Origin of the sequence: Pollutimonas subterranea (assembly GCF_002849655.1) — a bacterium.
In the GTDB taxonomy this organism is placed as follows: domain Bacteria; phylum Pseudomonadota; class Gammaproteobacteria; order Burkholderiales; family Burkholderiaceae_B; genus Pollutimonas; species Pollutimonas subterranea.
The window spans coordinates 108,758-121,341 of sequence record NZ_PDNW01000013.1 but is presented as its reverse complement, the minus strand read 5'-3'; the positions used below and the strand labels follow the sequence as shown (position 1 = coordinate 121,341).

Annotated in this window: 13 protein-coding genes; 3 read left to right on the top strand and 10 right to left on the bottom strand. The window is 55.5% G+C overall.

The window, feature by feature from the left end:
• Positions 1–121: 121 nt before the first annotated feature.
• Positions 122–781, bottom strand: coding sequence for a lactonase family protein (locus CR159_RS15240; protein WP_158238549.1), 660 nt, complete (start codon positions 779–781; stop codon positions 122–124).
• Between the two features lie 228 nt (positions 782–1,009).
• Between CR159_RS15240 and CR159_RS15235 the strand changes: the two genes are divergently transcribed.
• Positions 1,010–1,585 (top strand): LysR family transcriptional regulator, encoded by a 576-nt coding sequence (locus tag CR159_RS15235; RefSeq protein ID WP_233208341.1) that lies wholly within the window; start codon positions 1,010–1,012, stop codon positions 1,583–1,585.
• 45 nt (positions 1,586–1,630) lie between these two features.
• On the opposite strand, the gene CR159_RS15230 is transcribed toward CR159_RS15235, so the two are convergent.
• The 5 genes from CR159_RS15230 to CR159_RS15210 are packed head-to-tail and all read right to left on the bottom strand — an operon-like array spanning position 1,631 to position 6,805.
• The gene (locus CR159_RS15230; RefSeq protein WP_102074812.1) at positions 1,631–2,911 is read right to left on the bottom strand and encodes a TRAP transporter large permease subunit; all 1,281 of its coding nucleotides are present in this window, start codon (positions 2,909–2,911) and stop codon (positions 1,631–1,633) included.
• Between the two features lie 12 nt (positions 2,912–2,923).
• Positions 2,924–3,427 carry a TRAP transporter small permease gene (locus CR159_RS15225; RefSeq protein ID WP_102074811.1) on the bottom strand — a complete coding sequence of 168 codons (504 nt, stop codon included), beginning with the start codon at positions 3,425–3,427 and terminating at the stop codon, positions 2,924–2,926.
• 52 nt (positions 3,428–3,479) lie between these two features.
• Entirely contained in the window at positions 3,480–4,868 is a 1,389-nt protein-coding gene (locus tag CR159_RS15220) for an FAD-binding oxidoreductase (RefSeq protein ID WP_102074810.1), read from the bottom strand.
• Complete coding sequence (locus tag CR159_RS15215) at positions 4,865–5,893, bottom strand: TRAP transporter substrate-binding protein (protein ID WP_102074809.1); 1,029 nt, start codon at positions 5,891–5,893, stop codon at positions 4,865–4,867. The genes CR159_RS15220 and CR159_RS15215 overlap by 4 nt, the downstream gene beginning before the upstream one ends.
• 42 nt (positions 5,894–5,935) lie before the next feature.
• Positions 5,936–6,805: a fumarylacetoacetate hydrolase family protein gene (locus tag CR159_RS15210; protein ID WP_102074808.1), complete on the bottom strand. Its 870-nt coding sequence runs from the start codon at positions 6,803–6,805 to the stop codon at positions 5,936–5,938.
• A gap of 110 nt (positions 6,806–6,915) precedes the next feature.
• Here CR159_RS15210 and CR159_RS15205 point away from each other — a divergent pair, with 110 nt between their 5' ends.
• A complete protein-coding gene (locus CR159_RS15205; RefSeq protein WP_102074807.1) occupies positions 6,916–7,605 on the top strand; it encodes a GntR family transcriptional regulator in 690 nt (229 codons plus the stop codon).
• A gap of 39 nt (positions 7,606–7,644) precedes the next feature.
• Here the strand turns inward: CR159_RS15205 and CR159_RS15200 are convergent, their stop codons facing one another.
• Complete coding sequence (locus tag CR159_RS15200; RefSeq protein WP_102074806.1) at positions 7,645–9,306, bottom strand: GMC family oxidoreductase; 1,662 nt, start codon at positions 9,304–9,306, stop codon at positions 7,645–7,647.
• A gap of 98 nt (positions 9,307–9,404) precedes the next feature.
• On the opposite strand from CR159_RS15200, the gene CR159_RS15195 reads away from it, so the two are divergent.
• Positions 9,405–10,310, top strand: coding sequence for a LysR family transcriptional regulator (locus CR159_RS15195; RefSeq protein ID WP_102074805.1), 906 nt, complete (start codon positions 9,405–9,407; stop codon positions 10,308–10,310).
• A 16-nt stretch (positions 10,311–10,326) separates the two neighbouring features.
• Here CR159_RS15195 and CR159_RS15190 read toward each other — a convergent pair whose 3' ends face one another.
• The 3 genes from CR159_RS15190 to CR159_RS15180 form a co-directional block, all read right to left on the bottom strand.
• On the bottom strand, positions 10,327–10,776 hold the full coding sequence (locus tag CR159_RS15190) for a hypothetical protein (RefSeq protein WP_233208340.1): 450 nt from the start codon (positions 10,774–10,776) through the stop codon (positions 10,327–10,329).
• 242 nt (positions 10,777–11,018) lie between these two features.
• Positions 11,019–11,516, bottom strand: coding sequence for a transporter suffix domain-containing protein (locus CR159_RS15185; RefSeq protein ID WP_102074804.1), 498 nt, complete (start codon positions 11,514–11,516; stop codon positions 11,019–11,021).
• A 2-nt stretch (positions 11,517–11,518) separates the two neighbouring features.
• Positions 11,519–12,583 (bottom strand): DUF2955 domain-containing protein, encoded by a 1,065-nt coding sequence (locus CR159_RS15180; RefSeq protein ID WP_102074803.1) that lies wholly within the window; start codon positions 12,581–12,583, stop codon positions 11,519–11,521.
• Between the last annotated feature and the right edge of the window lies 1 nt (position 12,584).

Here is a 12,584-nt window from a genome sequence, read left to right as displayed (position 1 = left end):
TTCTAAGCCTAACCATGTTTGAAACAATGCCCATAAATCAACTACTTGAAAAACACGAACCCGACGACGACCCAGAGTTCGAGCCTAAACAGCTCGCCCTACTCTGAAAAACGTTGGGACACTACTGGTCTGGACTGATTGCGAAGTGTCGTGGGCCGAACCCCTTCTCTGTGCTGATGGACGATGCCTGCTCGACGATTGGTTTATCGCTGCCGGCATTGAACCCGTAGCGCCGGACTTCATCTGTGCCTAAATGAGGCACATACACGGTGCTATTGGATAAATCCGTCTTGATGGCGTGCGGCTTGGATCCACCGCTTTTGAAGAATTGCGTTGCGTCCGGCTCAGGTGTTCCGGACGCAGTGATTCTATGCGTACTGATGGTGTCGCCACCGTATGCCGCGCCAAGTAGCCATTTTCCCGTTTGATCAACACTGATACTGACCATGCTGTCAGGCATGGGGATAGTGTTAATCCATTGAAGTTCGCCCGTTCCCGCGTTGATTCGGTAGCTATATAGCGCAAATGGTTTCGCGCGCACTGCTGCATACAGAAATTTGCCGTCCGGACTGGCTGCCATGGGCATCACCAGATTGGCGGCCTTTGCTTCAGAAATGGGGTTCAGGCGTGGCGCATCGGCAGTGACGAGCTCGTACGCTGAAATATCTCCGTCGTGCTGATTGGAAACATACACAAAGGTACCGGCGAAGGCACTTCCCAGGCAATTCATGCCCAGCGCTGCAATGGCGCATTTCAACGCTACGATTTTTCGGTTCTTCATTGAGTCTCCTGTGATCATGTTTTTTGAGGTTGTGACACTTTTCACTGAAATAGCGCGGCTCGTATAGTGACTCACCCGCAAACAGCGCTTACTCAACAACGACGTGACACGATCGTTAGAGTCGCCCTATTATTTACGTTCGCATGAGGCGAAACAAGCGACGCTAAACTGCTTCAGCATACGTAAAAAGCATCTTTCAAAGCGAGGCATGAGATGGATCTGCGCTTCTTGCAAACTTTCGTATATGTAGTGGAACTGGGCTCTATAGCGGAAGCAGCAAGGTATCAGAACCTCACGCCGGCTTCAGTACAGCAACGCATTCGTACACTGGATGCATCGGTAGGTAGTCAACTTCTGCTGCGGTCGGGCAGAACAGTACGGCCTACCCTGGCCGGCCAACGCGTATTGGAACTGGCAAAGAAAATACTGAACGATGCGCATGATCTGCATGCGATGGCGTCTGACACGGATCTTCCGGCGGGCCCTCTGCGTCTCGGTGCGACTCCCACGGCGATCATTGGCATTGTTCCGGAAACGCTTAAACGGTGGTTCTCGAATCACCCTGATGTTGAAGTTTATATCGAACCTGGTTCGTCCAAGGCTTTGTACGCGCGGATTCTGGAGCGCGCACTGGATGCCGCAATTCTTGTGCACCCGCGATTTGAATTCCCTAAGCATTATGCGTGGCAAGAGATACGCAAAGAACCGCTTATGCTCGTCACCCCGTTCGCATTCAGCGTTACGGATACGCTGGAGGTCATATCGACACACCCGTACATCTGTTATCGAGCAACGCATATCTGATCGCTTTCCTCGTAGAACTATCATCGAGTGCCGACGTCGGCGAGCCTAGCGTGTCATAAACTCCAGCGGTGCCAGAACCAGCTGTGGAAACAGCACCAGCAGCAGCATTACTGCCAGTTGCGCAAGCAAATAAGGCGTTACGGCACGAATAACCGGCTCCATACGCGCCTTCGCGACACCGCAGACGACATTAAGCACCGTCCCGACAGGCGGCGTAATAAGCCCAATCGCATTATTCATGATGAACAGCACCCCGAAATACACCGGGTCAATACCCGCCATGCGTATCGTCGGCATCAAGACTGGAATCAATATCAATATGGTGGGCGCGAAATCAAGCACGGTACCAACAGTGAATATCAGCAGCATAATGACCAGCATCAAGAGTATCGGGCTGTCAATTAGCGGCTGAAGGATTTCGGCCACCGCCATGGGAATATTGGCGGCGGCAATCAGCCAGGCTGAAACTTGTGCAGCAGCCACCAGAAACATCACAATGGCGCTTGTCTTGCCGGCAGCCAGCAACAGCCCATACAGCTGTGAAAGTTTAAGCTCGCCGTATACGAAAAAGCCCACGAACAAGGCGTAGAAAACCGCTACAACCGCTGCTTCGGTCGGCGTGAAGTATCCGGCTCTCAGTCCGCCAACAATGATCACCGGCATAAGCAAAGCCCAAAAGCCCGCCAAGGTCGCGGCCCATCGCTGACGTGAAGACGTCTTGGGGCCACGAGGCATTTCACCGCGTTTGGCCTGAAACGCCCAGGTCGCAACCAGGGCCAATGCCATCATAAGACCTGGGACAATACCGGCAATAAAGAGCTTAGTGATCGAAATATTCCCAACCACTCCCAACATCACGAACCCTATGGACGGCGGAATGATAGGAGCTATGATGCCGCCCGATGCGATCAAGCCCGACGCCTGCGGTACGTCGTAGCCCGCGCGACGCATCATGGGGATAAGCAGTGCCGCTACGGCTGCGGTGTCCGCAATGGCGGAGCCTGACAGCGACGCCATGATGACACACGCAAAAATGGCGACATAACCCAGCCCGCCTCTGAAGTGCCCAACCCAGGCGCCAGCCACCTCCACGATTCGCCGGGAAATTCCTCCCGCATTCATGAGCTCGCCCGCAAGCACAAAAAATGGAATGGCAATCAAGGGGAAACTATCCGCGCCCGAGAGCATATTCTGCGCCAAGATCTGGGCATCAAAAAAGTCCATGTACCACATCATGGCCATGCTGCAAACCATCAGGGAGAAGGCAATTGGCACCCCAAGGGCCATGGCGGCCAGCAGGGACGCGACAAAGACTGCAATCAACATGTTCGTATTCCGCTAGTCGATATAGTTGGAAGGAATCAGCTCGGAAGTGGACATCCTGCCCGTTACTAGCCTTGCAATGTTAAACAGCGTCAGTAAGCCGATCGACGCAGCACAGAGATAGGCAGCCGCATATACGACGCTCATGGAAATTCCGGTCACCAGCCCGGTATTGGCAACGTTCAGATCATGCTGTTTCAGCAGTCCCCACAGCAACACGCCGCAACACATCAGCACGAGTACCTGCCCTAGCAATACGGCGACAAAACGTGGTACGCCCGATAGATGTCTGACCAGCATGTCGACCCCCAAGTGTCCGCCTTCCCGCATGGCGACAATGGCACCGAGAAAGGTCAGCCAGATAAACATGAATCGCGACAGTTCTTCTGCAATATTGACGCCGGAGTTGAAGAAATGGCGCAGGACCACATTGCCGAATACCATGAAGCACATTGCCGCCAGGCATAGCACCATCGCAAGTTCAAGAATCTTGTAGTACCAATCTGTCAATTTTTTCATTATTGGATATCCCGACAATGGCTCCAGGGATGACAGCGCGCTTGAAGGGCCGTCATAGAGAGAAAATCTTCCCTGGATTCATGATGTTCCGGGGATCCAGCGCCTGCTTTATCTGTCGCATGACATTGACCGACGCCGATCCTAGTTCGTCGATCAGAAAACCTTGCTTGTGCAGGCCTATGCCATGCTCGCCCGTGCAAGTGCCGTCCATGGAGAGCGCTCGGGAAACCAAACGGGCATTGAGTGCTTCGGCACCGTCAATTTCATCCTGGGATGCCCCATCAACCAACATCTGGACATGAAAATTTCCGTCGCCCACATGGCCCACGACCGGCGCCAGTATTTGCGATTCCCGCAAGTCTTGTATGGTTTCATTGACGCAATCCGCCAGCCGGGAAATGGGTACGCAAACGTCAGTTACCACAGAGCGTGCGCCCGGACGCAACTGAGATGCGGCAAAGTAAACGTTGTGCCGGGCTGCCCAGAGCCTGCTTCGCTCTTCGGGGCTGGCCGACCATACGAAGCTTGCGGCACCATGATCCTGGGTAATGTCCTGAACCAGCGCAATTTGCTCTTTCAGCCCCGACTGGCTGCCGTGGAATTCGAAGAACAAATGAGGCTGCTCGGGAAGGCCTGTTTTGCTGTACACGTTAAGCGCCTTGATGGCAACCGGATCAACAAACTCACAACGCGCCACGGGCACACCGAGCTGGACAATCTGAACCACGGACTGAACGGCCGCATCGATATCCGGGAACGCACAAACGGCTGCCATTGTGCTTTCAGGCAACGGATGCAATCTGACGGTGGCTTCCACGATAATGCCCAGCGTGCCCTCGGCCCCCACAAAAAGACGCGTCAGGTCGTAGCCTGCGGCCGACTTCTTGGCACGGCGTCCCGTTTTGACAATATCGCCGCTGGCCACGATTGCCGTCAGGCTTACGACGTTTTCGCGCATCGTTCCGTAACGCACGGCATTTGTACCGGAAGCTCGGGTGGAGCACATTCCTCCAATACTGGCGTCGGCCCCCGGGTCAACCGGAAAAAACAGGCCGGTATCACGCAAAGCGGCGTTCAACGCCTCGCGCGTGACACCCGGCTGTACCGTCGCGGTTTGATCCTCGGCATTGATGCCGAGGATGCCATTCATTTGCATGAGGTTCAGCGTGAGGCCACCATGAACCGCCAGCGTGTGCCCTTCCAACGAAGATCCCGCCGCATACGGTATGACGGGAATATTGAATGTGCCACACAGCTGTACAATTTCCGCCACCTCCGCCGTATCGCGAGCATACGCAACGGCATCAGGCAGCGTGGCGGGAAAGATGGACTCATCGCGGCCATGCTGCTGCCGCAAGGCCATGCTGGTCGAGAATCGTTCTCCCAACATCTGGCCAAGCCGCGCCGTGAACGCCTCCGGCAATTGACTTGTCGGCATCATGATTTTTTGTTTGCGCGCGCGGTGGCAATTTCATTGCGGAGCAACGTCATGAATTCGGGGCCTATCTTTTCCAGATGTGGTGCAATCGCCGGCGGAACGAGGTCACGTATTTTCTGCAAATCAGCATCAGAAAAACGGGTTACCTGCATGCCATTTTTTTCCATGTTCTGCAGGGCAACATCCACCTCTGACGCCGTCAGATCCCGCTGGTAAGCGGTTACTTTCTTTGCGGCAGCCGTCATAATTGCTTGCTCTTCGGAAGACAAGCCATCCCAGAATTTCTTGGACACAGCAAAGACCAGCGGTGAATAGACATGCCCCGAAAGGGTCATGTACTTTTGTACTTCATAGAAGCGCTGAGTATTCATGAGAACGATGGGGTTCTCTTGTCCATCGAATGCCCTAGTTTCCAAGGCAACGAACAATTCCGACCATGCCAGCGGCGATGCGTTGGCGCCCAGCGCCTTGAATGCATCCAGCGTCAGTGGATTGGGTTGCGTGCGCAGCTTCAAGCCTTCGATATCCGCCAGTGTATTGACGGGACGGCGGGAGTTTGTGATGTGGCGAAAGCCGTTCTCCCACCATCCCAGCACGTGTATCCCCACTGCGCTAAGCTTATTGTTCAGATAGTCGCCCACCGCGCCATCGAAAACGACATGCGCCTCGGCCTCTGATTCAAAAAGGAAGGGAACATCCTGGAACCCCAGCTCTTTGACCTGCCCCAGCATGGCCAGGACGCTGCCCGTATAGAACTCTTGCACGCCCCCCTGCAAAGCACCCAACATTTGTGGATCTGGACCCAAAGCCTGATTGGCGATAACGGATATTTTGGTTTTCCCACCGGTTTCCTTGAGCACTTCCGCAGAAAACGCTTTGGCGGCCAGGCCCGCTGGATGGTTGTCGGCCATGCCGTGGCCGAAACGGATATTGCGCGCCTTGAATTCCTGGGCATAAGTGTTGCCGGCTACCACCAGGCCAGCTACGGCGGACAGTACGGCTGTGGCGACGATTCGCTTGAGCTTCATGTTTTTGTCTCCTTGGTATTTTGATTATTGTTACTACATTTTTTAGGCCAGACCTGCGTGCTGGACCCGATTTCTTAGAAGCCCTATCCCTTCTATTTCAACTTCGCATACATCTCCGGGCTTCATGTACAGCTTTGGTTCGCGTGCATGCCCAATACCAGCGGGCGTACCAGCGACGATGACGTCACCCGCCTCCAGTCTCATGACTTCACTGATCGTAACAATGAGCGACTCAACATCGAAAACCATATCTTGAGTGTTGGCCGACTGTACCGTCTGGCCGTTCAGGCGCGTTTCCAGCTTAAGGCCGCTCGCTCCCGCAGGGAGTTCATCGGCCGTGACCAGGCAAGGGCCGAACGCGCCTGTTCCATCAAAGTTCTTTCCCATTATCCATTGTGGGGTCTTGAACTGATATTCGCGCACACTGCCATCGTTAAACACCGAATAGCCGAGCACGTGATCCAGTGCATGGGCCCGGCTGATGCACTTGCCTGGCTTGCCGATGATGACGGCCAGCTCGCCCTCGTAGTCGAGCGTATTGGAAAGGGCCGGATAAATAATGGGTTCGTCATGAGCGATCAGGCTTGTATTGAAACGGGAAAACAATGTCGGATAGTCGGGTTGCTCGAAACCACTTTCAGTGGAGTGATCGGTGTAGTTAAGCCCTACGCAAATAATCTTGGGAGCCTGTCCCAATGGCGTCAACAATTGCATTTCGGACAAGTCCAAAGCGGGTTTCTGGACCATAAACTCGCAGGCGGATACCAGTGCGCCAGGATCTGTTTTGATCAGCGAATCAACCGAACCCGGGTATTGCGGATCTTCTTGCGTACACCCGTGCCATAGCCCTGTTGCCGGATTCTTGACAGCCCAACCCTCGCGGCCGCCAGACAAAAAACGGGAAACCTTCATGTAGACCCTCCTGTTATGCAGATGGATGCACTATATCATCAAGTATCTACTTATTGATAAATAATATATTATTATCTTATTAGAATAAACCCGTATAAAATATAGATTCTATGAGCACGACACCTAAATTGACCCAAGCCGAGACCGCTCGCCATCTGATACGCACGGAGATTCTCGATGGCCGCCTGTCTCCGGGCGCAAAACTGAACATCAAGTCGCTGGAAGATAGGCTTCAGGTTAGCCTGGGCGCCATACGCGAGGCCCTATCACGCCTCAGCGCGGAAGGCATGGTTGATGCTGAAGCACACCGTGGGTATCGCGTCAGCACTATTAGCGCGGAAGATTTAATCGATCTGACCGAAACCCGGATTCAAATCGAATCCCTGTGCCTGAGCAAAGCCATATCACAGGGCGATGTGGAATGGGAAACCAGAATAGTGGGCGCCGCACACCGTATGGAGCGCCTGCAACACAGCCCATCGGATCCTGTAGCCCGAGTGACCGATAATTGGAACCAGGCTCATGGAGAATTCCACGAGGCACTGGTCAGCGCATGCCCCAGCGCCTGGCTGCACCGCTTGCGTAAGCTGCTCTACGAGCAGAGCGAACGCTACCGCCGACTATCCGTCCCGCTGGATACCGACAATCGTGACGTTCGCGAAGAGCACAGGCGCATTATGGATGCGGTGTTGCGCCGCGATACGCCTGCAGCCCTGCAAGAACTGGAGCGGCACCTGTCGGTGACCACGCAGATCATTCTGCGATCACCTCTTTTACAAGTAAAGCAGTCAGGCGGCTAGACAACGAAGATACGCGCCCCGCCTGCTAACCACCTGCAATCAAACGCCAGCCAATATCCAACGTGCAGCCTTTTCAGCAATCATGAGCGTCGGGCTGTTGGTATTGCCGCTGGTAATGGTAGGCATGATGCTGGCATCGACGACCCGCAGCCCCTCTACACCAATCACCTTCAAATGGGCGTCGACCACTGCTTCCCGATCATTCGGCCTCCCCATCTTTGCCGTACCCACGGGATGAAAAATCGTCGTGGCAATATCACCCGCCAGCCGGGCCAGCTCTTCGTCGGACTGGAACTGGACTCCCGGTTTATATTCTTCGGGCAAATACGCCGACATGGCCGGCTGGGCAACGATACGGCGAGTAATCCGCAGGGAATCCGCTGCTACCTTGCGATCTTCTTCTGTGCTTAGGTAATTGGGTGCAATGGCTGGCGCATCTTCTGCGCGCGGACTTTTAATTTGCACCGTGCCCCGGCTACCCGGATTGAGATTACAAACGCTGGCGGTGAAGGCATTGAAGCCGTGCAATGGTTCGCCGAAGGCTTCCAAGCTTAAAGGTTGAACATGGTATTCGATATTTGCAAAGGCCTGTGAAGAATCACTGCGGGTAAACGCGCCCAATTGGGAGGGCGCCATGCTCATGGGTCCGCTACGCTTGACGGCGTACTCCAACCCGATCATGGCTTTTCCCCACAGGCTGGCCGCCATGACATTCAATGTCTTGACTCCGTGCACCTTGAACACGGTGCGAATCTGTAGATGGTCTTGCAGATTCGCACCTACTCCAGGCCGGTCGGCAAGCACCTCAATCCCATGCCGCTGCAAAAGCTCGCCAGGACCAATGCCCGATAATTGCAACAACTGGGGCGTACCAATACTTCCTGCGCTCAATACAACTTCTTTCCTCGCTTTGACAGCGACCACCTGTCCGCCACGGCGCACAGTAAGACCGACACACTTGAGCCGACCATCGGGCAAGCGCTCCAGTTGCAAGCGATCGGTCTGGGACAACGTCCATAGGGTGAAATTAGGCCGCGACATGCATACAGGCCGTAGGAAAGCCTTGGCTGCATTCCAACGCCAACCATTCTTCTGATTCACTTCAAAATAACCCACACCCTCGTTATCCCCTTGATTGAAGTCGTCGGTTGCAGGTATACCCGCTTGTTGCGCCGCTTTCGAAAATGCTTCAAGGATGTCCCAGCGCAAGCGCTGCTTTTCCACACGCCACTCGCCGCCCGCGGCGTGAAACTTGGCAAACTGGTCATTACCAGCCGCGCCAGGTCCTACACCATCCAGCCGATAATGGCTTTCATGCGCCTGAAAGTCGTGCAAGCAGCTTTTCCAGGACCAGGCGTCATCGCCAGACAGAGCCGCCCAATGATCGTAATCGCGGGCCTGGCCACGCATGTATATCATCCCGTTGATGCTTGAGCAGCCGCCCAACGCCTTACCCCGGGGATAGCGCAGTACACGGCCGTTGAGTCCCTGATCCGGCTCGGTGCTATATAGCCAATCGGTCCGCGCGTTGCCGATGCAATACAGGTAGCCAACCGGTATGTGTATCCAGTGGTAGTTATCTTTACCACCAGCTTCAATCAATAGCACGCGGTTGGACGAGTTTGCGCTGAGTCTATTGGCGAGCAGGCAGCCCGCCGTCCCAGCCCCTACGATGACATAATCAAATTCCACGTCGGACATGTTCTCCTCCTTCTAATTCAGGCTACTGTAGCAATCGCGCCAGGAGAAAGCCACCGAGTATTTCTTGCATCAATTATTAGAATAACTAATAATGCTTTATGAATATCCAGACTTTGACAGTTTTTGTTACGGTGGCTCGCGAAGGCAGTCTGACTCGAGCCGCGCAGAAACTGCACATCACCCAGCCCGCCGTTGGCCTGCATATAAAGAAGCTGCAAGAACAGACTGGCTTGCGTCTGCTGATGCGTACAGCCCAAGGCATGGAACTCACGCCCGACGGCTCTGCCTTGCTGCCTCTTGCAGAAAAAGTCCTGCAGTCCCAATCCAGCTTCAAGATTGCCGCGCACCAACTCAGCAAGGAAATTCGTGGACGCCTGCGGATCGGGACTATTCTGGATCCCGAGTTCATTCGCCTGGGCGTATTATTAAAAGGACTACTAAGCCGCAACCAATATCTGGAGATCGTTCTCGCCCATGGCATGAGCGGCGAAGTGCTGCAACGGGTCATGGACGCAGAGCTCGATGCCGGCTTCTACCTAAGTATTCCCGACAGCGTCCAGGCGCTTCCCGACACCATACTGTGCAAGACTCTGAATCAGTTTGCCTACAAGGTCCTGGCGCCCACCGGCTGGGAATCTCAGGTTCGCGACAAAGACTGGCACCAGTTGGCCGCACTGCCCTGGCTCGCAACGCCACCAGCGTCGGCGCACCATCGGCTGCTTGCGCTGGTGTTTGGCCCGCAATCATTGACCGGGCTGGATGTGAACTACGTGGCCCTGGTTGATCAGGAAGCCTCAATGATAGATCTGGTCAAATCGGGAGTTGGCCTGAGCTTGGTACGCGACCATATCGCCCTGCGCGAAGCCCAGGCGCACGGGCTCGCCATTGCCGACATGGTGAGTTTAAGTTGCTCCCTGAGCTTCGTATGCTTGCGCGAACGCATGAATGACCCACCCGTCGCCGCTGCGCTAATGGCTTTGGAGGAAGTGTGGCCCAATACCTGATAACCGCAACCCGAGATTACTTTACGGTGTAGCCGCGCCCTTCGAGGCATGCACTTTTGGCTTTTGCGAACGCTTGCTGCTGACTGGATGCGGCCGCTGCGTTTTGATTGTTCTCGGCAGCATTCCTGCGGCGGTTTTCGCCGCGTGCTGCAACCGCTCCTGCCGCAGCTCCCGCACCGGCCTCGCCACCAATCACTTCTACAACAACGGCGCCTCTGGCTGCACCACGAATGCCTGCACCAGGAGTGACCCCTGTGGCTGTCCGTGGCGACTGTGACGCTGCTTGGGGGGAGGACTTGGCTGGATCAAAACCTGTTTGATCGACGGCCCATGAATAGCACTTCGACTCATCGGTTTTCTGCTGCTCCGAAGACTGTCCTTTTGCGGGATAGACGAACTGCTGGGCTTGGACAACTGGAACAAGGATTATTCCACTCAATACTATGGATGCTATCTGGACATTCACTTTGCCACCTCTTCAAGTTAGCAAATCAGCCAGGCAAAAACACAATAAGCAGTGCACGCCGGGCACCTGGAATTCAAAGAAATCCTGGGCAATAAAACGCCAATATCACATCGCCAGCTCTCGTACTATCTACTTAATAAATGGCCGGCTTGTGAGTTTCACCGACAGTCTCCGGCACCACGACCAGCGCCAGTTCAACTATCGATCGCGAAGCTCAGGCAACACTACAGCTTATAACCTCCCTAGACGGTGCGAACGAATAGCCCTCTCAGTTTGTTCCAAAAGTCGCCGCCCAGCACAAAGAAGCTCGCGATAAACATGATGTCGCCCAGGACCTGAAGTTGCCACAGGTTGGGCCTGAAGCCCGGCAGGATGTGGTCGACGTAAGGCTCCAGAATCGACGTTAGCAGCGGCAGGACGAACATCACCAATCCGACGGTGTGGCGCACTGGGCCGACCTTCGAGACGGGCGCCAGCCGCTTCGCGTGGCCAAACAGGATTGCCTTGAGCTGCTGAAATCCTTCCTTGCCCATGACGGCGATACAGCCGATCAACAGAATCTTGTTGGCGATGAACACGGTGGCGCTGAGGGCCGCAATGCGTGAACCGGGCACATCCAAGCTGGCCGCGATCGGAATGAGACACCACAGCAAAAGCGCCAAGATGAAAATCCCGATCCCGCATTTGAAGCGCCATCCCTTTGCGGGGACGAGTTCTGCTTGATTGTCTAGTGTTGACATGGCTAGCTCCTCTTGAGTGATCCAAACGAATGGCGGCGGAAAAATCCGTGTTTGCGCGGCGCCCAGGGTCGCGGCTCGAGCAGGTGCAGCATCAGGCAGGCATAAAGCGTGACGGCAATGAATAATCCCATGCGCACCGCGAAGGCGGTGTAGACATCCTTGCCAGCAACGCTGTCCTGCACCGATTGGCCAAGCAGGATGACAAGCGTCACCAGCGTGTTCAGCCAGAAGCTGGGCGGATGCCGCGTCGGACTTAATCGATAGAGCTTGCGAGCGGCCAGCAGGCCGAACAGTAGCATCCACAGGAAGAACATCCAAAGGCTCACGAACAGGCTCAGGGCGCACCAGAAGATAATCGCAAGCGCGCCGCCCAGCAGCGTGGAGCCGAGCAGCTCGCGTGCGGCACCGTGCGCCGCGGTGACGCAGCTCTGCCGGCCCAGGCTGACCGACTTCAGAATGATGGGCATGTAGCCCAGTGGGTCGGTCAGCGCCAGCAGAAACGCCGGCAGCACGACTAGTGCGGCGCGCAACGCCATCCGGCTGGCCTCGGGCTCAGGCAAGGCCACGGGCGGTGGCGGTGCCGGCGCCTCCGACGGCTCTGGAAGCAGCCAGTGGCAGAGACCCAGCACCAGGACGGCGACCAGCAATCCCTTGACCAGGGCTTCTATCACCGTGGCGGCCAGTCTGAAATCGATTGTCCCGGCCGCGGAAATCATGGTCAGGCCGATGACCAGGAACATGGACACCAGATTGTTGCCACCGCGCACACCGTAACGAAAGGCGAGAAAGAGGCCCACGCCGATCAGCAGTACACCGCTGACTGGGTAGTAGCGCAGCAAAGGGCTTAGCACCAGGCCGCTTGCCGTAGTGAACAACACGACCAGCGTCAGGCCCAGTCCGGCCTTGAAGGATAGGGGCCGGTTCATCGAGGCAAGCAGGAACACGCCGAGCACCGGTGCGACCATGGGGATCGGCAGGTCCAGGCCGAAACCGATGGCCAGGCAGAGCGCGGTGCCGACGGCCAAGCGCAACGCGCGCTGGCTACGGGGATCGGAATCAGCAGGCATA

What these genes read in the sequence shown, in the direction of transcription:
- CR159_RS15225 (WP_102074811.1), bottom strand. Translation starts at nt 3,427, where the DNA reads ATGAAAAAATTGACAGATTGGTACTACAAGATTCTTGAACTTGCGATG.
- CR159_RS15230 (WP_102074812.1), bottom strand. Translation starts at nt 2,911, where the DNA reads ATGTTGATTGCAGTCTTTGTCGCGTCCCTGCTGGCCGCCATGGCCCTT.
- CR159_RS15205 (WP_102074807.1), top strand. Translation starts at nt 6,916, where the DNA reads ATGAGCACGACACCTAAATTGACCCAAGCCGAGACCGCTCGCCATCTG.
- CR159_RS15195 (WP_102074805.1), top strand. Translation starts at nt 9,405, where the DNA reads ATGAATATCCAGACTTTGACAGTTTTTGTTACGGTGGCTCGCGAAGGC.
- CR159_RS15180 (WP_102074803.1), bottom strand. Translation starts at nt 12,583, where the DNA reads ATGCCTGCTGATTCCGATCCCCGTAGCCAGCGCGCGTTGCGCTTGGCC.
- CR159_RS15240 (WP_158238549.1), bottom strand. Translation starts at nt 781, where the DNA reads ATGAAGAACCGAAAAATCGTAGCGTTGAAATGCGCCATTGCAGCGCTG.
- CR159_RS15200 (WP_102074806.1), bottom strand. Translation starts at nt 9,306, where the DNA reads ATGTCCGACGTGGAATTTGATTATGTCATCGTAGGGGCTGGGACGGCG.
- CR159_RS15210 (WP_102074808.1), bottom strand. Translation starts at nt 6,805, where the DNA reads ATGAAGGTTTCCCGTTTTTTGTCTGGCGGCCGCGAGGGTTGGGCTGTC.
- CR159_RS15185 (WP_102074804.1), bottom strand. Translation starts at nt 11,516, where the DNA reads ATGTCAACACTAGACAATCAAGCAGAACTCGTCCCCGCAAAGGGATGG.
- CR159_RS15220 (WP_102074810.1), bottom strand. Translation starts at nt 4,868, where the DNA reads ATGATGCCGACAAGTCAATTGCCGGAGGCGTTCACGGCGCGGCTTGGC.
- CR159_RS15215 (WP_102074809.1), bottom strand. Translation starts at nt 5,893, where the DNA reads ATGAAGCTCAAGCGAATCGTCGCCACAGCCGTACTGTCCGCCGTAGCT.